Source organism: Chloroflexus islandicus (assembly GCF_001650695.1).
GTDB classification, from domain to species: Bacteria; Chloroflexota; Chloroflexia; order Chloroflexales; family Chloroflexaceae; genus Chloroflexus; species Chloroflexus islandicus.
The window spans coordinates 1-18,596 of sequence record NZ_LWQS01000089.1 but is presented as its reverse complement, the minus strand read 5'-3'; the positions used below and the strand labels follow the sequence as shown (position 1 = coordinate 18,596).

Sequence of the window (18,596 nt, the reverse complement as noted above, 5' to 3'; positions counted from 1 at the left end):
GGAGCCGCGACTGGGACGAAGTCGTAACAAGGTAGCCGTACCGGAAGGTGCGGCTGGATCACCTCCTTTCTAGGGAGCAAATCCCACATACTGCTCAATCCTACTACGGCGCGGCCCATCACCACGCGTGCCTGTTTAGGTACCAACCAACACCCTCCAGCCTACTGGCTGGGGGGTGTTGTGTTTGGTGGGGCGTTGTTCCGTGTTTCCCGGTCATGACTCACGGATGCAAGCCACGGCCATCCCATCTCCGGCTGTAGCGCAGGCAAATGCTGAAGGGGTGCCCCCGTGCTCGCGGGGGATGGCATCGCCGGGCGGTATGCGGCTCGCACTGATAGCGGGGGAGCAGAGGGGCGTGGCTTCTTGTCATTGCGAGGGCGCGGAACGCCCGAAGCAATCTCCGGCTCGATCGCAGACCAATGGCCTTGAGGCATCCCCCCGTACTCGCGGGGGATTGCTTCGCCGCCTCCGGCGGCTCGCAATGACAACTGGAAAGCGAGGCGTGCCCCCTGTCATTGCGAGGGCGCGGAGCGCCCGAAGCAATCTCCGGCTTCAGCGCAGACCAATGGCCTTGAGGCATCCCCCCGTACTCGCGGGGGATTGCTTCGCCCAGAGAGCTAGTTTCAAGATGTGCCATCACAGCACTGCTCAACCAACGGCCCGCGCTTGCAATGGCCAGTAGCGCCGCCCGAGATAAGCCCGCGCGAGCCGGGCGGCATGCGCGACCGCTCGCGCCGTAGCAGGGCTGAGCACTAAACTAAGCGAGGTGTCGTAGGCGGGGATGGTGATTAAGACTGCGCGCGGCGCGTGACCATACAGGATGCGGGCAAGGGTTAGTAACGCTGCCGGATCACTCTGGTGACTCGAGGTGAGGACAGTGGCCGGTTCAATGAGGCGCACTTCGACGTTCGTGCGATCAACGGCGGCATCGAGAAAGATGACCCGGCGTGAGCGAGCAATGACCGCCGCTAGTTCCGGTGTCAGTTGGGCCTGCGTGATCACTCGTAAGCCGGTCACACGCCATTGCCGCATCAGCTCGGCTGCGGCTTGCCCAGCGTAATCATCGCCACGCACCGGACTGCCGTACCCGATGATCAGACCCTGCGGCGCTACTGCCGGGCATCGACGCTGGCAGATGTGCCCCATAGCCAACCCTTTCCGCGAGGTGCTTGGTAAGAGTAGTAACAATTATAACGCAAAAAGCTTGAGATGACGATAGAGTATCGTTGTAAAATTTCCACTGTTTGAACGTTGCTGTCTGTGAATAATATCTTTGTGGTTGCTCCGCTTCTCTCCGATCTCCCTATCCTATATATGCAATGCCTTCTCGTCTATCACTGGCTGTTGGTTCGTGCATCAATGGCTGTAGACGAACTTGGAATGACGCCGGGTTGCCCAATCCCGTCCGCAGCAACGATACGATGATTAGCGCGGCTCGCGATCGCGAGCCGCGTTCCTTTACCAGCGTCCTAACGGCTTACTCGATCAATCAGCTCGCCTTGCGCGTCGTACAGCTCGACTTCCATCGCCATCTGCCCCACGGCGTGGGTCGAGCAGCTTAAGCACGGATCGTAGGCCCGCACCCCGGCTTCGATCCGGTTGAGAATGCCTTGATCAAATTGGCCATTGCGGATGTAGCTCTGGGCAATCTGGCCGACCGTGCGGTTAATGGCCAAATTGTTCTGGCCGGTGGCGATGATCAAGTTCACATCTGTGATCAAACCCTTGTCATCGACCTTGTAGTGGTGGAAGAGCGTGCCGCGCGGCGCTTCGCTCACGCCGACCGCCTCGCGGCGATTGACGCCGGCGTCAGCGCGGAGCTCATTCGAGAGCAGATCGTCATCTTCGACCAGCATCTCCATGCGTTCGAGCGCAGCGATAATCTCGATCAGCCGGGCATGGTGGTAGTAGAAGCTACCCTCGATCACCGGCCCGGCTTGCTCGCGCAGTTCGCGCAGCTCGGTATCGGCCCGCGTCGCTCCCATGGTAGAGCAGACGTTAATCCGCGCCAGTGGCCCGACCCGGTACATCCCACCCGGATAGCCGAGTGCCCGAATGTAGGGGAACTTCAGGTAGCTCCACGGTTCGACCGCTTCGCCGATAACATCGTGATAATCGATCGGATCGAGTTCGTCGATCAGAATTTTGCCGGTATGATCGATCACGCGCAACTTGCCGCCGTAGTGCATCCAGCGCCCGCCCGGCCCGACCATGCCCAGATACAGGCTGGGAAAGACGCCAAAGGTCTCGATTTCGCGCTGGTAGCGTTCGGTCAGATGTTTCAGCCGCCCGATCGCATCGAGCGCAATCGCTAACATCTCAGGGATCTTGGCGCGAATCTGGTCGCGCCCGCTCTGGCTCAGGCCATTGCGCACTCCTCCCGGCACGGCCCATGCCGGGTGAATCTTGCGCCCTCCCAGCAACTCGATTACTTCTTGCCCAAACTGGCGCAGCCGGATGCCGTTGCGGGCAAGGTTGGGATCGGCAGCGATCAACCCGAAGACGTTGCGTTGTGCCGGATCGCTGTCAAAACCGAGCATGAGATCGGGGCCGCTGAGATGGAAGAAGCTCAGCGCGTGCGATTGGATAATTTGGCCGAGATTCATCAACCGGCGCAACTTTTCGGCTGCCGGCGGAATGAGCACCGCTAGCAGACCGTCGCCGGCGCGGGCCGAGGCCAGCAAATGGCTAACCGGGCAGATGCCGCAAATGCGTGCCGTAATGCCGGGCATCTCCCAGAATGGACGCCCGATGCAGAAGCGCTCGAAGCCGCGAAACTCGGTGACGTGAAACCGGGTCTCGGCGACATCACCCGCTTCGTCGAGGTGAATGCTAATCTTGGCATGGCCCTCGATGCGCGTGACAGGATCGATGACGATACGTTGGCCCATCGCGCACTCCTTGTATGATGGTGATGGCAGCGTCGCGAGGTGACGATAGTGGTCGCGTCACTGCCACTGTGAGTCTATCCATAGCGAATATCAGCCGCCGGTTCGCGCCCTTCAATCAAAGCTTCCAGCAAGGCCCGAATCCGTGGCGCCGAAGGCGGGCACCCCGGCAAGTAGTAGTCAACCGGAATGACATGATGCACCGGCACCACTTTATCGAGCAGCACCGGCACGATTCCCGGATCGTGCGGAATGACGCCACCCGGATCGCCGTGCTCGATGTAGACCTGTTGCAAGACGTTCTGGGCCGGGCCGAGCGGATTGCGCAGCGCGGTGACATTGCCGGTGACGGCGCAGTCGCCGAACGAGACGATGATCTTGCTATGGCGGCGCGCCGTATGGGCCAATTCGAGATGCTCGTCGTTGGCGATCGCGCCTTCGATCAGGGTCAGATCAACATCGGGCGGGAAGCGTTTGGCGTCAGCGATCGGGCTATAGACCAAATCGGCGCGCGTGGCCAGCTCGATCAGCCATTCGTCGAGATCGAGCAACGACATGTGACAGCCCGAACAGCCGCCTAACCAGATGGTAGCAATACGTAGCCGGCTCATGCATCTCTCCTTGCGCGCCTACCAGCGCTGTTTGCGCGCTTCGACAATCAACGCAATTCGTTCGCTGGCAAGGGGCCGCTCGCCAACCGTGACGCCGCGCGGGAAGATCGCGCCGGTTGGGCAGGCGAGTTGGCACTTGCCGCAACTGGTGCAGGTAGTTGATGTGCCCCACGGTTGGTTCATATCAGTAATCACCCGTGCATCAACCCCACGTCCGGCCACATCCCACGTATGCACGCCTTCGATCTCGTCGCAGGCGCGCACGCAGCGGGTGCAGAGCACGCAGCGGTTGTGATCGATGCCGAACCGCATGTGCGAAATATCGACCGGGCAGTCGGGTGAGAGGTATTCATAGCGCACGTGATCCATCCCCACCATCCCGGCCAGCCGTTGCAGTTCGCAGTGGCCGCTGGCGACACACACCGAACAGACGTGGTTGCGCTCGGCGAAGAGCAGTTCGATGATCTGCCGCCGGTAAGCCTGTAGGCGCGGTGTGTTGGTATGCACGACCATCCCTTCGCTGACCATCGTCATACAGGCCGGCTGCAACCGGCGCTGGCCTTCAATTTCCACCAGACACAGCCGGCAAGCCCCCACATCAGACAGACCATCGAGGTGGCAGAGTGTCGGAATCGTGATCCCGGCCTCGCGGATGGCTTCCAGCAGCGTTTCGCCGGGGCGGGCCGAAACGAGATGTCCATCAATGGTAAGGGTTTTAGCTGCCATGGTCGCCCTCCGCGCCGATCAACTCCTCGTATTCGTGCCGGAAGTAGTGCAAGGTGCTGAGTACCGGGTTGGGGGCCGATTGGCCTAACCCGCACAGACTCGTCTCGCGCATCAACTCGCAGAGTTCTTCAATCTTGACTAGATCGCTGGCATGCGCTTGCCGGTTGCGTAGTTTGGTCAACATATTCAGGAGCTGCACCGTACCTACCCGGCACGGAATGCACTTCCCGCACGACTCGTCTTTGCAAAACTCCATGTAGAACCGGGCGACATCGACCATGTTGGTGTGTTCATCCATCACCACCATGCCACCCGATCCCATAATCGAGCCAACTGCAGCCAGCGACTCATAATCGACCGGCGTGTGAAACAGGCTGGCCGGGATGCAGCCGCCTGACGGGCCGCCGGTTTGCACAGCCTTCACCGGCGTGCCATCAGGTGTGCCGCCTCCCATCTCTTCGACAATTTCGCGCAAGGTAATGCCCATCGGCACTTCGATCAGGCCGGTGTTGCGGATCTTGCCAGTGAGCGCAAAAATCTTCGTGCCTTTGCTCTTCTCGGTGCCAATGCTGCTGTACCATTCCGGGCCGTTTTCGATGATCGCGGTGACATTAGCGAACGTTTCGACGTTGTTAATCAACGTTGGCATCCCCCACAAGCCGCTCTCCGCCGGGTAGGGTGGGCGGGGGCGCGGTTGGCCGCGCCGGCCTTCAATCGAGGCGATCAGGGCCGTCTCTTCACCACAGACAAACGCGCCGGCGCCGACGCGGATATCAACCCGGAAGTTAAACCCGCTCTCGAAGATTTGCGCGCCGAGCAAACCATGCCGGCGAGCTTGCGCGATCGCCTTTTGCAACCGCTCGATTGCCAGCGGATACTCGCCGCGCACGTAGATAAAGCCTTGTTCGGCGCCTACCGCATACGCGGCAATCGCCATCCCCTCCAGCACCAAATGCGGATCGCTCTCAAGGATGCTGCGATCCATAAACGCACCCGGATCGCCTTCATCGGCATTGCAGATCACAAACTTGCGCTCGCCGGGGCTTTTGGCCACCGTGGCCCACTTGAGGCCGGTCGGATAGCCGGCGCCGCCGCGTCCGCGCAGGCCGCTGCGGGTAATCGCCTGAATCACTTCAGCGGGGGTCATCTCGTGGATCACGTGGTATAGCGAGCGATAGCCGCCTACCGCAATATAATCTTCGATCCGGTCAGGGTTAATCAGACCGCAATGACGGCGGACAATCAACAACTGGCGGGTGAAGAAGGGATGGTCTTGGTCGCAACGGGCAACATGGCATGCGTGACCATCGAGCGCCGCAACAATCTCGCCGGCATCATCTGGTTTTACATGCTCGAACGTCGCGCCTGACGGTTCGATACGCACAATCGGCCCGCGCCCGCACAAACCAAGGCATCCGACGGCGCCGACATCTATCTCAACCTGCCGGCCCGTTTCGGCCAGCAGGCCTTCGAGCCGGCGTTTGACCTCTAATGCGCCTGACGCTTGACAGCCGGTGGCAGAGCAGTACAGGATGCGCAAGCGTGGGCGCTGCGCGAGTTCGCGTTCGGCGATGGCTTCAAGTTCGTGGAGATCCATAATCACCTCTCGCGGCCAAGCAGCGCCTGAATCCGCGCTGCCAAATCGGAACGGTCGGCATGGCCGACCACTTCGCCATCAACCACGGCTGCCGGCGCAAGCCCGCACGCGCCGAGGCAGCGGGCCGTGAGCAACGAGAAGCGGCCATCAGCGCTGGTGTGGCCGGCTTTCACGCCGCTCAGCTCTTCTAGTTCGCGCAGCAAGAGCGCCGCGCCGCGCACGTAGCAGGCGGTGCCTAAGCAGACGGTACAGGTGTGTTCGCCTTGCGGGGCAAGCGAGAAGAAGTGGTAAAAAGTGGCGACGCCGTAGACGCGGCTCGGCGGTAAGCGGAGGCGCTGCGCGACGTCGCTCAGCAGCTCCGGCGAGAGGAACCCGTACAGCTCCTGCGCTTTGTGCAGGACTTCGATCAGCGCGTCACCCTGATACTGGAAGCGTTTCATAGTGGCTTCGAGGATCTTGCGCCGGTTATCGCCGGCAGGGCGCGCACCCCGGTCAGCAGCGGTCTCGGTCGTGGATGTCGTCATTGACCATCTCCCTGACTGATGAGCGAACGCTACTCTGATACTAATCGATATGCAACTATTTTGGCGAAAAGAGTTGATTACCCGGCGTTAACGAAGTCGTGGTGCGCCGGGGGGCGATGGTGGCAAGAGAGATATAAGTAAGGGCGGGTTTCAAACCCGCCCTTGCCGAAGCTGCTCTGAGAGCAATCACCGCAACTAATCCGCCGATGCTGGCGCCTGCGCAATCTCCTTCAGCGCCTCGCTCTCGCGCTTGCTCTGCCAGATCGCCCACACTAGCGCCGCGACACAGATGATCATGGCGACAATCACGCCGGGGTTGCCGGGCTCGATCGTGACGATGATCGGGGCAATGATCAGCGCCACCAGATTGATCACCTTAATCATCGGGTTCAGCGCAGGGCCAGACGTATCCTTCAGCGGATCGCCGACCGTATCGCCGACCACAGCCGCCTTGTGCGGTTCGCTATGCTTGCCGCCGAAGTTGCCTTCCTCGATATACTTCTTGGCGTTATCCCACGCGCCGCCGGCGTTGGCTTGGAAGACCGCCATCAACTGGCCGGTGAGGATAATGCCGGCGAGGAAGCCGCCCAACGCCTCAACCCCAAGCGTGAAGCCGACGATGATCGGCACCATCACCGCGATCAGACCAAGGCTGATCAGCTCCTTCTGCGCCGCCGTGGTCGAAATCTGCACCGCGCGCGCATAGTCAGGCACTACTTTGCCTTCCATCAGGCCGGGGATGCGGAATTGCCGACGCACCTCGTTGACAATCTGTGCCGCCGCGCGCGACACGGCCCGAATGGTCAGCGCCGAGAAGAGGAACGGCACCGCGCCGCCGATCAACAAACCGATAAAGACATCCGGTGCAGCAACGTTGATCGACGAGAGCAGCTCGATACCCTTGGCGCCTTCATCGATCATCTGCTTGATCACCTTATTCACATCGGTGAAATACGAACCGTAGAGTGCCACCGCCGCGATCACTGCCGAACCGATCGCAATGCCCTTCGTGACCGCCTTGGTCGTATTACCGACCGCATCAAGGTCATCCATCACATTGCGTGCATTCTTATCGAGACCGGCCATCTCGCCGATGCCGTTCGCGTTATCAGAAATCGGGCCGAAGCTGTCCATCGAAATCGTATTGCCGGTCAGCAACAGCATACCGATGCCCGTCAGCGACACGCCGTACAGAATCGCGGTGAACTGCGTTGCCGCCGGTTCGCCGGAGTAAATCAGCACCGAGGTAAAGATCGACGCTGAGATGACCAAAATCGCCCAAACGCTGCTCTCCATCCCGAGAGCCAGACCAGAGAGGATATTAGTGGCCGAGCCGGTCTGCGACGCCTTCGAGGTCTCTTTGACCGGGCTAAAATGGGTGCTGGTGAAGTACTCGGTCAATTTGTCGAGCGCAATCGCTAAAATCACACCCGACAGGGTTGCGAAGAAGGGACGCCAATCAACGTTGCCGGCAGCATCAACCATAAAGACCGGCGTCGCCGCGGCGCTCGCGACAATGGCCAAGCCTGCCGCGATGTAGAAACCGCGGTTCATTGCCGCCATAGCGTTGCGCTTGCGCTCGTCGGTGGTGACGAACTGGTTGCCGATCACCGATGCGATCACGCCGATCGCGCGCAGCACCAGCGGGAAGATGATAAAGCGCAGGTCATACTGGCCATCGCCCATGACGCCGGCCACGGCATCACCCAGCACAATGCCGAGGATCATCGCCGACACAAGCGTCACCTCGAAGCTCTCGAACACGTCGGCGGCCATACCGGCGCAGTCGCCGACGTTATCGCCCACGAGGTCGGCAATCACCGCCGCATTGCGCGGATCGTCTTCGGGAATGCCGGCCTCAACCTTCCCGACGAGGTCAGCGCCGACGTCAGCCGCCTTGGTATAGATACCGCCGCCGACGCGCATAAAGAGTGCGATCAGCGAGCCGCCGAAGCCGAAGCCGAGCAAGGCATCGGGTGCGGCAATGCCAAAGACCATAAAGATCAGCGTGCCGCCGAGCAGGCCGAGACCGACGGTGAGCATCCCGGTCACCGAGCCGGATTTATACGCCACTTGCAGCGCCGGATTGTAGCCCTTGCGAGACGCTGCGGCCACCCGCACGTTGCCCTCGACCGCGACATTCATGCCAACGAAGCCAACCGCGTAGCTAAAGAGCGAGCCCATCAGGAAGGCCACTGCGCGCCCAATTGCCACCCAGAGCGTCGCCGCTTCTTTGCTGCCGAACCGCTCGACCGCTTCGGTCGTTGGCGGAATGATAAACACACTCGCCGCCAAGACGAAGGTCAAAATCACGATCAAAATCGAAATGGTGCGGAATTGCTGGCTCAGATAGGCATTGGCGCCGGTTTTGATATACCCCCAGACCTCGCGCATACGGGGTGTTCCCGTATCTTGGGCGAGGATCTGGCTGCGGATGAAGAAAGCGTACCCAATCCCGAGCAGCGAAACGACGAGCACAGCCCAGACCGCAAGACTTTGGACGGCGTTCAGATCCTGCATGACCCCAACTCCTTCGTTGCACGAATGCACGACCCGATGTGATTGCCGGCGCGGCGCGCAATACGCGGGGCGCTGGTTATAGTGGAAAAAACCTTGCTGTAGACGTGGATTATTCTAGCATAGCCGAGTTACGATTGCAACGGGCGGTACAACTGTGATGTTGGGCAGAAACAGTGCGAAAGCCGTGCATCATCGCTGCCTAATCTGTTTGCCGAGCCGGCGTAGGGCCAACTCGATGCCGTTTTGCAGGTTGGCGCCGATGGCGATGCCGCTCAGATCAACCCCAAGCTGGACGATCGTCTGCGCGATTTCGGGGCCAATCCCCACCAAGATGACCTGCGCGCCGATCAATTGCGCTGCCCGCGCCGTTTGCAAGAGATAATTGGCGACGGCGGTATCGATCACCGGCACACCGGTAATGTCAATAATCACAATATCCGATTGGCGTTCGGCGATGGCGGTGAGCAGGCGTTCCATCATTTGGCCGGCGCGGGAGCTGTCAATCGCGCCAATCAGAGGCAAAACCAAGATGTCTTGATACAGCGGCAAAATTGGGGTGCTCAACTCGCGGATGGTCTCTTGCTGTACCACGATCTGCTCGGCTTGATCGCGCAACTGGTCATACAACTGATTGTACGTCTGGCTAAAACTGGTGACCATTGCCCGCTTAAACTGCCCGATCATGTCTTCCACGATGCGCGCGATCTCAATCGTACAGGCAGGTTGGCGGGCGGCAAAGTCTTCTAGGGCATCCCACGTCAAGTTGCGGAAGATATTCACTGCCACCAGCACATCGGTGAGCATAAACCCTTCGTAGGCGCGCATCTCGCCCAATGCCTCGGCGTGGGCAATAAATGGCAGCAGGTCTTGGTTGCCAATCGCTTCGGCGAGCGCTTCAATAGTCATGCTCATCGTGGGCAGCAACTCTTCCTGCGCGAGACGGGCATACCCCGCACTCTGTCGCTGCACACTCTGCGCCAGTTCCGCCAGCATCTCGGCCCGGCGGGCAAGAAGAAAATCTTGAAGTTCAGTAAAAACGGTAGTCACGCGACCTCCTCGTCGCCCTCATTGGTGAGCGCAGCCGCGCGCTGGCATACCCAATGATCAGACTCCCGCCTTGGGCATGACCAGAACACACCGCGCTGTCTGCGCGCCTTGGCGTGTATGACTATGCTGCTGGCTTGATCGCACGCCCGATGCGGCGCAGGGCCAGCTCGATGCCGTTTTGCAGGTTGGCGCCGATGGCGATGCCACTCAGATCAACCCCAAGCTGGACGATCGTCTGGGCGATTTCGGGGCCAATCCCCACCAAGATGACCTGCGCGCCGATCAATTGTGCCGCTCGCGCCGTCTGCAAGAGGTAATTGGCGACGGCGGTATCGATCACCGGCACGCCGGTAATGTCGATAATCACGATATCCGATTGGCGTTCGGAGATGGCGGTAAGTAGGCGTTCCATAATCTGGCCGGCGCGGAAGCTGTCGATCACGCCAACCAGCGGCAAGACCAAAATCCCTTCGTAGAGCGGCAAGATGGGTGTGCTCAGCTCGCGGATAGTTTGCTGCTGCGCTTCGATCTGCTCGGCCTGATCGAGAATCTGGGTCTGCATGGTGCGGTAGACGGCGCTAAAGCTGGTGAGCAGCGTCTCGCCGAACTTTTGCAAGAGATCCTCAATCCGTCTGATATGTTTGACTGTCACGACGTGGCGGTCGCGGTCAAACGCTTCCACAATATCCCATGTTACATGCCGCAATTCGTTCAGGGCAGCAAACATATCGGCGGCGATAAAGCCGCTGGCCGCGCGCGCTTCGCCAACCGCGCGGGCATGGTTGAGGAATGGCTGGACATCGTCGGTGCTAATCGCATGCAACAAGGTTTTCAACGAGGTGATCACGGCTTGCAGCAGCGTCGCCCGATCCATCGTGGCGTAATTCGGTTGTTGCGCGCGCAAGCGATCGACGAATGCCTCGGCGGTAGCGGCGAGATGAGCTTCGGCGAAGGCGACGATATCGGCAAAGACTTTCGGCATAGCAGCATCACCGGGCAATCAGCTAGCGAATCGCGTATCCCAACTGGCCGAGCGCTAATTCAATCCCAGCTTGCAAATTCGCACCGATCTGGATGTTGCGCAGATCAACCCCAAGCTGGACAATCGTCTGGGCAATTTCGGGGCCAATGCCCACCAAAATGACTTGTGCGCCGATCAATTGCGCCGCGCGCGCCGTTTGCAAGAGGTAGTTGGCGACCGCAGTATCGATCACCGGCACGCCGGTGATGTCGATAATCACCATATCCGATTGCCGTTCAGCGATGGCGGTGAGCAGGCGTTCCATAATCTGGCCGGCGCGGAAGCTATCGATCGCGCCAACCAACGGCAAGACCAAGATGCCTTCGTACAGCGGCAAAATCGGTGTGCTCAGCTCGCGGATGGTCTGTTGTTGGGCTTCGATCTGCTCGGCCTGATCGCGCAACTCTTGCTGGAGGGCCAGCATCGCTTGGCTATAACCGAGCAGCAACAGCCGGTTAAACTCGTTGATCGCATCCTCAAAGCGCCGCACATCGCCGATCGAGACCTTCTCATTGCCGAAGGCGTCGAGTTCTTGCCAGCAAAACTCGCGAATGCGCGTCACCACGGTCATCATATCGTCAAGCGAGAGGCCCATGCGAGCGCGGCGCTCGCCGATTTGGGGCGCCCATTCGTTGACCGGCGCACTGTTGTTGTCTCCGAAGAGCGCGCAGATCGTTTCAACCGAGCGTTGCAAGGCCGGGCTTAATTCATTGGCAGGGATAGCGGCATAGCCGCTGCTCTCGGCTTGCACGGCCCGGCACAAACGGTCGCGCGTTTGTGGTATGCGCTCGCGGATGAAGGCGGCTAAGTTGGTTAACGTTGTGCTCATGGCGCTCCTCGGCGACACTCACTAATAGGCGCGGGCAAAGATGACTTGCCGATCAGTTTCGCGACCGGTGTAGATGCAGCGGCCCACCGTGCCGGGTTGCTCAAGCGGGATGCAGCGGATGGTTGCCCGCGTCTCCTCTTGGATGCGCTTTTCGTCGGCAGTATCGCCGGCCCAGAACGCACGGGCGAAACCGCGTTCGACCTGCTCTTTCAGCTCGTCGTAGGTGCTCACATCAGCGGTATGGGCCTCGCGGAAGGCAAGTGCGCGCTGGAAAAGACCGGTCTGCATTTCGGCCAGCAGAGCCTCGATCCGCTCGGTCAGGCCGGCCTGCGGCACGAAGCTCTTGCCGGCTTTGCCGGGCATATCGCGGCGCGCGAGAGCGACCGTCTCTTTGGCGACATCCTTCGGCCCGATCTCGATCCGCACCGGCACCCCCTTCAGTTCCCACTCGTTAAACTTGTAGCCGGGGCTATAGTTATCGCGGTCATCAACCTTAAACCGCAGCCGGCCCTTCCACGCGGCGGTCATGCGGTTGACGGCTGCCATCACCGCGCTGCGCTCTTCATCATTCTTGTAGATCGGCACCACCACCACCTGAATCGGGGCCAAGCGCGGCGGCAGCACCAACCCTTCATCATCCGAATGGGTCATAATCAGCGCACCGATCAGGCGCGTGCTCACGCCCCAGCTCGTCGTCCACGCATATTGGATAGTATTATTCTGATCGGTAAACGTAATATCAAAGGCGCGGGCGAAATTCTGGCCGAGGTTATGCGAGGTGCCGGCCTGCAATGCGCGCCCGTCTTGCATCATCGCCTCGATACAATATGAACGGAGCGCGCCGGGGAATTTCTCTTTTTCGGTCTTGAGACCGCGGATCACCGGCACCGCCATCTCTTGTTCGACAAAATCGGCGTAGACCTCGTGGAGGATGCGCAACGTCTCTTCCTCGGCTTCGGCTTCGGTAGCATGGGCGGTATGGCCCTCTTGCCACCAAAACTCGGCGGTGCGCAGGAAGGGGCGGGTGCGCATTTCCCAGCGCATCACGTTAGCCCACTGGTTATAGAGCAGCGGCAGATCGCGGTACGAGCGGATCCACTTGCTGTAGAAATAGCCGATAATCGTCTCGCTGGTGGGGCGGATGATGTATGGCTCGGCCAATTCTTCGCCGCCGGCGCGGGTGACTTCGGCCACTTCGGGGGCGAAGCCCTCGACGTGCTCGGCCTCTTTCATAATGAAGCTCTTGGGAATGAGCAGCGGGAACTGGACGTTCGAGTGGCCGGTGGCTTTGATCCGGTCATCGAGCGCGCGCTGCATCAATTCCCAGATGGCCCAGCCGTGCGCCTTGACCACGATGCATCCGCGCACAACTTCGGCGACTTCGGCCAGATCGGCTTCGCGCACAATATCAAGGTACCACTGGTTATAATCAACGCTGCGTTGGGTAATAACATCTTTGGGCATGCCGCTTCCTCGGGCTGGTTATCAACGCTTATGCTCAGCGCGGCGCGCTGATTCCTACCGGCTTATTATAGCCGACATGCGCAAAGAGAGTGCGGCGACAAAAACACAAAACGCGGGGCGCATCGCCGCCCCGCCATTCCGCCACTATTCCTAACGGAATTACTTCTTCAATTCTTGTTGCATCACGGCCATAATCCGATCAACATCAACGCCGGCCTCTTTAGCAAGCCGGATCTGCTCGAGCAGGCGGGCCTGCGCTTCGGCCAGCCGGCGCTGTTGATCGACCTTCTCTTGTTCACGATCGGCTTTAGCCTGATCTTCGGCCCACTTCCACGCCTGCTCCCAGAAGAGACCAACTTCACGGAACATCATGCTAAAGATGCCGCCGCTCTCTTTGACTGACATTGATCGCTCCTTCCCGCCGCCAGCCCGGCTGCGGCGCTGTTATCGCGGTCCTGTTTCCCATTCTATTACGCAAAAAGCAAAACGTCAATCCTTGCCGGCGGGTTCTCGCTTGCACAAACCGCATGGAGATGCTATACTAGCCGTGATTGATGTCATATATGAAATTCGCGTGGTTTCGGTGACGAAGCTGCGCCGAGGAGCGTCTATGTCGGCGCCCTACACACCCTCTGTTGCCAGTGACGACCGCCGCCGGGCCGTCGATCTGAATGGCGCTGCTGTCCATCTCTTCCGCTTCAATGGCCCGCTCGATCTCGCCTACGAGTATTTCTGCGACATTCCAGCGGTGTTTAGCCTGTTGCCCGATGCGATCGAGGTCTTTGCGTATGCCCCCAACCGCTATCGCCTTGTCGTCGGCGCGACCGACGGCCATGGCCATGCGATGGCCGGCTATTTCGATGTGACCGCAATCTTCGAGCCGCACCGCCTCATCCGGATTATGCCGGTCGATGATGGCCCGCCGATTGATCTGACTGGGTTTGTCTTTCCCGGCCAGCTCTTCGCCGAGGCAGTCTTTTACCCGCATGCCCATGGTACCGATATCGAATATACCGTCGAATTGGCGATGACGATTCCGGTGCCGCGGGTGCTGTGGGTCATGCCTAGCAACGTGTTGCAGGCGATTGGCGAGCGGGCGATGGAACATAAGATGAACCACATGATCACCGGTTTTACCCGCGCTATCGATGCTGATTTCCATGCGTGGATTGGCGGCAATGGGTGATAGTACGCGCAAGGCAGGCGCACGCTCATAGGGCATTGCGTGCGGGCGGATTGTAAGGGGCGGGTTGCAAACCCGCCCTTACGTTTTCTGATTGCAGTTGCATTATTCCCGCAACCTGCTATACTACGCGCAAATAGTTTCGCTGCCAACTATCATAGGTGGACGCTATGCAGCTTCGTGTGTGGCACCGGCGCGCGCAGTTGGCGCTCGCAGTCTCGTTGTGGCTGGTCTGGTCGCTGGCTGCCTTGCCGATCGCGGCGCAAACCACGCCTGATCCCAAAACCGTCACTATTCCCGGCACGATCCAGAGCGTGCTTGGTTGCCCCGGCGATTGGCAGCCGTCGTGCAACATTACCTACCTGACCTACGACCCCGCGGTTGATGTCTGGAGCGCGCGGTTTGACTTGCCGGCAGGCTCCTACGAATACAAGGTTGCGCTGAACGATAGCTGGGCCGAGAATTATGGCCTCAATGCCCGCCGTGATGGGCCGAACATTCCGTTGCAGGTGCCCGCACCGGCAACAGTACGGTTTGTCTACGACCACAAGACCCACTGGGTGACGGATAGCATCAATACGCCGCTGATCGTGGCGGTGGGCGATTTCCAACCCGCCCTTGGCTGCGCCGCCGCCGATGATCCTACTTGTCTCGGTTCGTGGCTGCAAGACCCTGATGGCGATGGGTTGTACACCTTCACCACTAACCGCATCCCCGCCGGCGAGTACCGCTTGCGGTTGGCGATTGGCGAGACGCTGGATGGTGCGATTGGCGAGGGCGGCCCGAATGGCCCGCCATTCGTGATCAAGGTGGACGAAGGCGGCGAGGTGTACGTCGGCTATAACGCAGGGAGTGGTGAAGTGACGATTTCTACCGCTGGCGCGCCCAAAGGCGATATTTCGCGCGCTCGCGCCTATTGGGTCGATGCCGAGACGATCGTCTGGAATGTGATTGGTACGCCGCGTTATCGCTATGCCCTGTTTAGCGATCCGTCGGGCGCGATCAAGCTGACGCCGCAAGGGGTATCGGGCGGGCAACGGATCGATCTGACCTTTACGCCGGCTGGCCCCGGCCCGGCGCTGGCTACGTTCCCCCATTTGGCCGGCTTTAGCGCCTTTAAGTTGCCGCCGCTCGACCGAGCGCGTCTGATCGGCCTTACCCGCGGCCAGTTAGTGGTGGCGATGTACGATGAGAATGGCCAGCCGCTCGATGCCACCCGCGTGCAGATTCCCGGTGCGCTCGATGCGCTCTTTCCCTACGATGGCCCGCTCGGTGTGACGATCGAGAATGGGGCGCCGGTGATCCGGGTGTGGGCGCCGACGGCGCGCCAAGTGCGTTTGCATCGCTTCGCCGATGCTAATCCCGATACGCGCGCGGTGGTCTTGCCGATGACGCTCGATGCCGCGACCGGTGTCTGGAGCATTCGTGGCGAGGCGAGCTGGATCGGCCAGTATTATCTGTTTGAGGTTGATGTCTATGTGCCGAGCGTGGGCCGGGTGGTGACGAATCTGGTCACTGACCCGTATTCGGTTTCGCTCAGCGCCAATAGCACTCGCAGCCAGATTATCGATCTGAACGATCCGGCCTTGCAGCCGTCCGGTTGGGCGACGCTGCAAAAGCCGCCGCTGGCCGCGCCCGAAGATGTGGTGCTCTACGAGCTGCACGTGCGCGATTTTAGCATTCTCGACGAGTCGGTGCCTGCCGATCTGCGCGGCACCTTCCGCGCCTTCACTGTGCGCGACAGCGTTGGCATGCGCCATCTGGCCGAATTGGCCGCCGCCGGCGTCACCCACGTCCATCTGTTGCCGGCGTTCGATATTGCCACCATCGAAGAGATTCGCGAGCGGCAAGTGCCGTTGCCCTACGAGCAACTGCGCGCGCTGCCGCCCGATTCGCCCGAACAGCAGGCCCTGATCGAGCCGATCCGCGATCTCGATGGCTTCAACTGGGGGTACGATCCCTACCACTATTCGGTGCCGGAAGGCAGCTACAGCACCAATCCTGATGGCCCGCAGCGCATTCTCGAATTCCGTGAGATGGTGCAGGCGCTCAACCAGACCGGGTTGCGCGTGGTGATGGATGTGGTCTACAACCACACGAACGCCAGCGGCCAGAACCCGCGCTCGGTGCTTGACCGGATTGTGCCCGGTTATTACCACCGGCTCGACGGCGACGGCAATGTGACCACATCGACCTGCTGCGCCAATACCGCCACCGAGCACCGCATGATGGAAAAGCTGATGATCGATTCGGTGGTGCTGTGGGCGAAGTACTACAAGGTCGATGGCTTCCGCTTCGACCTGATGGGCCACCACATGAAATCCAACATGCTGGCGGTGCGGGAGGCGCTCGATGCGTTGACGCTTGAACGCGACGGCGTGGATGGCAAATCGATCATCGTGTACGGCGAGGGGTGGAACTTTGGCGAAGTGGCGAACAATGCGCGCGGCATCAACGCGACCCAATTCAATATGGCCGGCACCGGCATCGGCACCTTCTCTGACCGGCTGCGCGATGCGGCCCGCGGCGGCGGCCCCTTCGACGATCCGCGCTTGCAAGGGTTCATTTCCGGCCTCGCCACTGATCCGAGCGACTTCCCGCAGGGCACACCCGATGCGCAGCGGGTCAAACTGCTGGCCGAGACCGATCTGATCAAGCTGGGGTTGGCCGGCAATCTCAAGCATTACCGCATGGTCAACTACGAAGGCCGCACCGTGCCCGGCGAGCAGATCAAGTATCGCGGCGCCGCCGGCGGCTACACGCTCGATCCGCAAGAGCAGATCGTCTACGTATCAGCTCACGACAACGAGACGCTGTTCGATGCGGTGCAGCTCAAAGCGGCGGCCGCCACGCCGATCGCCGAGCGAGCGCGCATGGCGCAGCTCGGCCTGTCGCTGACCGCGCTGGCGCAGGGCATTCCCTTCTTCCACGCTGGCGATGAGCTGCTGCGCTCGAAATCGCTCGACCGCAACAGCTACAATTCGTCCGACTGGTTCAACCGGATTGACTGGCGCGGCCAAGAGAATACCTTCGGTTCGGGGTTGCCGCCGGCGGGGGATAACCAGAGCAATTGGCCGATTATGGCCCCGTTGCTGGCCAACCCTGCCCTCAAGCCGGACGAGGCGCTGATGCGTGCGACCTACGACCACTTCCGCGAGATGCTGCGCATTCGCCGCAGTACGCCGCTCTTCCGGCTGCGCACCGCTGAAGAGGTCGAGCGGATGGTCTCGTTCTTCAATAACGGGCCGGATCAAATCCCCGGCCTGATCGTGATGAGCATCAGCGATAACGGCCCGGCGCGGCTTGATCCGAACATCGGGCAGGTGGTGGTGCTGTTCAATGCCCGGCCCGATCCGGTGACGATCACTATTCCCGAATTGGCCAACGGCGATCTGCGCTTGCACGATGTGCAGGTTGCTTCGAGCGACGAGCGGGTGACGCAAGCGCGCTACAGCGCCGATGGCACGTTGAGCGTGCCCGGTCGCACCACTGCTGTCTTTGTTGGCCCGCGCCCGCTGGTAGCCGCACCCGCACCGGCGCCAACGGCGACCGCCGCGCCGGCGCCAACCGCGGCGCTTCCCTCTCCTACCCCCGCCGCCGAGCCAGCGCCGGTTGCCGGCGGTAGTGGCGCGCCGTGGTGGTTGTGGATCGTGTTGGCGGTGATTGCGTTGGGTGGCGCGGGGTTGTTCGTTGCCCGGCGCAGAAGGTAAAGGCGCAGAGGGGGTAAAGGCGCAGAGACTCTCAACGCAAAGACGCGAAGGGCGCAAAGGTCGCTAAGGGTTTAACGCAAAGGCGCAAAGGGCGCAGAGAGCGCAAAGGGTTGGTTGTGGTGGGGGGCTAGAGTACGGCTGTACTCGAGTCCCCCATTTCAACCACCCTCTGCGACCTTAGCGTTCTCTGCGCCTCTGCTAACGCAAAGACGCAAAGGGCGCAGAGAGCGCTAAGAGTTTAACGCAAAGATGCAAAGGGCGCAGAGAGCGCAAAGGGTTGGTTGTGGTGGGGGGCTAGAGTACGGCTGTACTAGATCCCCCCATTTCAACCACCCTCTGCGACCTTAGCGTTCTCTGCGCCTCTGCTAACGCAAAGACGCAAAGGGCGCAGAGAGCGCAAAGGGTTTAACGCAAAGGCGCAAAGGGCGCAGAGAGCGCAAAGGGTTGGTTGTGGTGGGGGGGCTAGAGTACGGCTG

14 protein-coding genes and 1 rRNA gene are annotated in these 18,596 nt (G+C 60.6%); 3 read left to right on the top strand and 12 right to left on the bottom strand.

The genetic code is table 11. From position 1 onward, the window contains the following. Positions 1–69 (top strand): 16S ribosomal RNA (locus A6A03_RS17020); the annotation flags it as partial. A 579-nt stretch (positions 70–648) separates the two neighbouring features. On the opposite strand, the gene A6A03_RS17015 is transcribed toward A6A03_RS17020, so the two are convergent. The 12 genes from A6A03_RS17015 to A6A03_RS16960 all read right to left on the bottom strand — a co-directional run bounded on the left by A6A03_RS17015 (position 649) and on the right by A6A03_RS16960 (position 13,632). Next, entirely contained in the window at positions 649–1,146 is a 498-nt protein-coding gene (locus A6A03_RS17015; protein ID WP_066790692.1) for a hydrogenase maturation protease, read from the bottom strand. 323 nt (positions 1,147–1,469) lie between these two features. Next, positions 1,470–2,891: a Ni/Fe hydrogenase subunit alpha gene (locus A6A03_RS17010; RefSeq protein ID WP_066790690.1), complete on the bottom strand. Its 1,422-nt coding sequence runs from the start codon at positions 2,889–2,891 to the stop codon at positions 1,470–1,472. Between the two features lie 74 nt (positions 2,892–2,965). After that, positions 2,966–3,499, bottom strand: coding sequence for an NADH-quinone oxidoreductase subunit B family protein (locus A6A03_RS17005; RefSeq protein ID WP_066790685.1), 534 nt, complete (start codon positions 3,497–3,499; stop codon positions 2,966–2,968). 18 nt (positions 3,500–3,517) lie between these two features. After that, positions 3,518–4,225, bottom strand: a complete 708-nt coding sequence (gene hoxU, locus A6A03_RS17000) for a bidirectional hydrogenase complex protein HoxU (RefSeq protein WP_066790683.1) — start codon at positions 4,223–4,225, stop codon at positions 3,518–3,520. Then, a complete protein-coding gene (locus A6A03_RS16995; RefSeq protein ID WP_066790681.1) occupies positions 4,215–5,822 on the bottom strand; it encodes a NuoF family protein in 1,608 nt (535 codons plus the stop codon). The genes hoxU and A6A03_RS16995 overlap by 11 nt, the downstream gene beginning before the upstream one ends. Positions 5,823–5,824: 2 nt before the next feature. Beyond that, positions 5,825–6,346: a bidirectional hydrogenase complex protein HoxE gene (gene hoxE / locus A6A03_RS16990; protein ID WP_066790679.1), complete on the bottom strand. Its 522-nt coding sequence runs from the start codon at positions 6,344–6,346 to the stop codon at positions 5,825–5,827. Between the two features lie 195 nt (positions 6,347–6,541). Next, positions 6,542–8,866, bottom strand: a complete 2,325-nt coding sequence (locus A6A03_RS16985) for a sodium-translocating pyrophosphatase (RefSeq protein WP_066790677.1) — start codon at positions 8,864–8,866, stop codon at positions 6,542–6,544. A gap of 189 nt (positions 8,867–9,055) precedes the next feature. Then, positions 9,056–9,913, bottom strand: a complete 858-nt coding sequence (locus tag A6A03_RS16980) for an STAS domain-containing protein (RefSeq protein ID WP_066790675.1) — start codon at positions 9,911–9,913, stop codon at positions 9,056–9,058. Positions 9,914–10,034: 121 nt separating this feature from the next. Further along, entirely contained in the window at positions 10,035–10,895 is an 861-nt protein-coding gene (locus tag A6A03_RS16975) for an STAS domain-containing protein (RefSeq protein WP_066790673.1), read from the bottom strand. 22 nt (positions 10,896–10,917) lie between these two features. Next, positions 10,918–11,763, bottom strand: coding sequence for an STAS domain-containing protein (locus tag A6A03_RS16970; protein ID WP_066790671.1), 846 nt, complete (start codon positions 11,761–11,763; stop codon positions 10,918–10,920). 21 nt (positions 11,764–11,784) lie between these two features. After that, positions 11,785–13,227 carry a proline--tRNA ligase gene (gene proS, locus A6A03_RS16965; protein WP_066790668.1) on the bottom strand — a complete coding sequence of 481 codons (1,443 nt, stop codon included), beginning with the start codon at positions 13,225–13,227 and terminating at the stop codon, positions 11,785–11,787. Between the two features lie 159 nt (positions 13,228–13,386). Then, the gene (locus A6A03_RS16960) at positions 13,387–13,632 is read right to left on the bottom strand and encodes a hypothetical protein (protein ID WP_066790666.1); all 246 of its coding nucleotides are present in this window, start codon (positions 13,630–13,632) and stop codon (positions 13,387–13,389) included. A gap of 205 nt (positions 13,633–13,837) precedes the next feature. Between A6A03_RS16960 and A6A03_RS16955 the strand changes: the two genes are divergently transcribed. Together A6A03_RS16955 and pulA are read left to right on the top strand one after the other, a co-directional pair. Next, positions 13,838–14,413 carry a DUF1997 domain-containing protein gene (locus A6A03_RS16955; protein ID WP_066790664.1) on the top strand — a complete coding sequence of 192 codons (576 nt, stop codon included), beginning with the start codon at positions 13,838–13,840 and terminating at the stop codon, positions 14,411–14,413. 167 nt (positions 14,414–14,580) lie between these two features. Beyond that, on the top strand, positions 14,581–18,120 hold the full coding sequence (gene pulA, locus A6A03_RS16950) for a pullulanase-type alpha-1,6-glucosidase (protein WP_066790661.1): 3,540 nt from the start codon (positions 14,581–14,583) through the stop codon (positions 18,118–18,120). Positions 18,121–18,596: the final 476 nt, after the last annotated feature.

Bases quoted from the DNA above. Each gene is read 5' to 3' on its own strand.
- A6A03_RS17015 (WP_066790692.1), bottom strand. From the start codon at position 1,146: ATGGGGCACATCTGCCAGCGTCGATGCCCGGCAGTAGCGCCGCAGGGT.
- A6A03_RS17010 (WP_066790690.1), bottom strand. From the start codon at position 2,891: ATGGGCCAACGTATCGTCATCGATCCTGTCACGCGCATCGAGGGCCAT.
- A6A03_RS17005 (WP_066790685.1), bottom strand. From the start codon at position 3,499: ATGAGCCGGCTACGTATTGCTACCATCTGGTTAGGCGGCTGTTCGGGC.
- hoxU (WP_066790683.1), bottom strand. From the start codon at position 4,225: ATGGCAGCTAAAACCCTTACCATTGATGGACATCTCGTTTCGGCCCGC.
- A6A03_RS16995 (WP_066790681.1), bottom strand. From the start codon at position 5,822: ATGGATCTCCACGAACTTGAAGCCATCGCCGAACGCGAACTCGCGCAG.
- hoxE (WP_066790679.1), bottom strand. From the start codon at position 6,346: ATGACGACATCCACGACCGAGACCGCTGCTGACCGGGGTGCGCGCCCT.
- A6A03_RS16985 (WP_066790677.1), bottom strand. From the start codon at position 8,866: ATGCAGGATCTGAACGCCGTCCAAAGTCTTGCGGTCTGGGCTGTGCTC.
- A6A03_RS16975 (WP_066790673.1), bottom strand. From the start codon at position 10,895: ATGCCGAAAGTCTTTGCCGATATCGTCGCCTTCGCCGAAGCTCATCTC.
- A6A03_RS16970 (WP_066790671.1), bottom strand. From the start codon at position 11,763: ATGAGCACAACGTTAACCAACTTAGCCGCCTTCATCCGCGAGCGCATA.
- proS (WP_066790668.1), bottom strand. From the start codon at position 13,227: ATGCCCAAAGATGTTATTACCCAACGCAGCGTTGATTATAACCAGTGG.
- A6A03_RS16960 (WP_066790666.1), bottom strand. From the start codon at position 13,632: ATGTCAGTCAAAGAGAGCGGCGGCATCTTTAGCATGATGTTCCGTGAA.
- A6A03_RS16955 (WP_066790664.1), top strand. From the start codon at position 13,838: ATGTCGGCGCCCTACACACCCTCTGTTGCCAGTGACGACCGCCGCCGG.
- pulA (WP_066790661.1), top strand. From the start codon at position 14,581: ATGCAGCTTCGTGTGTGGCACCGGCGCGCGCAGTTGGCGCTCGCAGTC.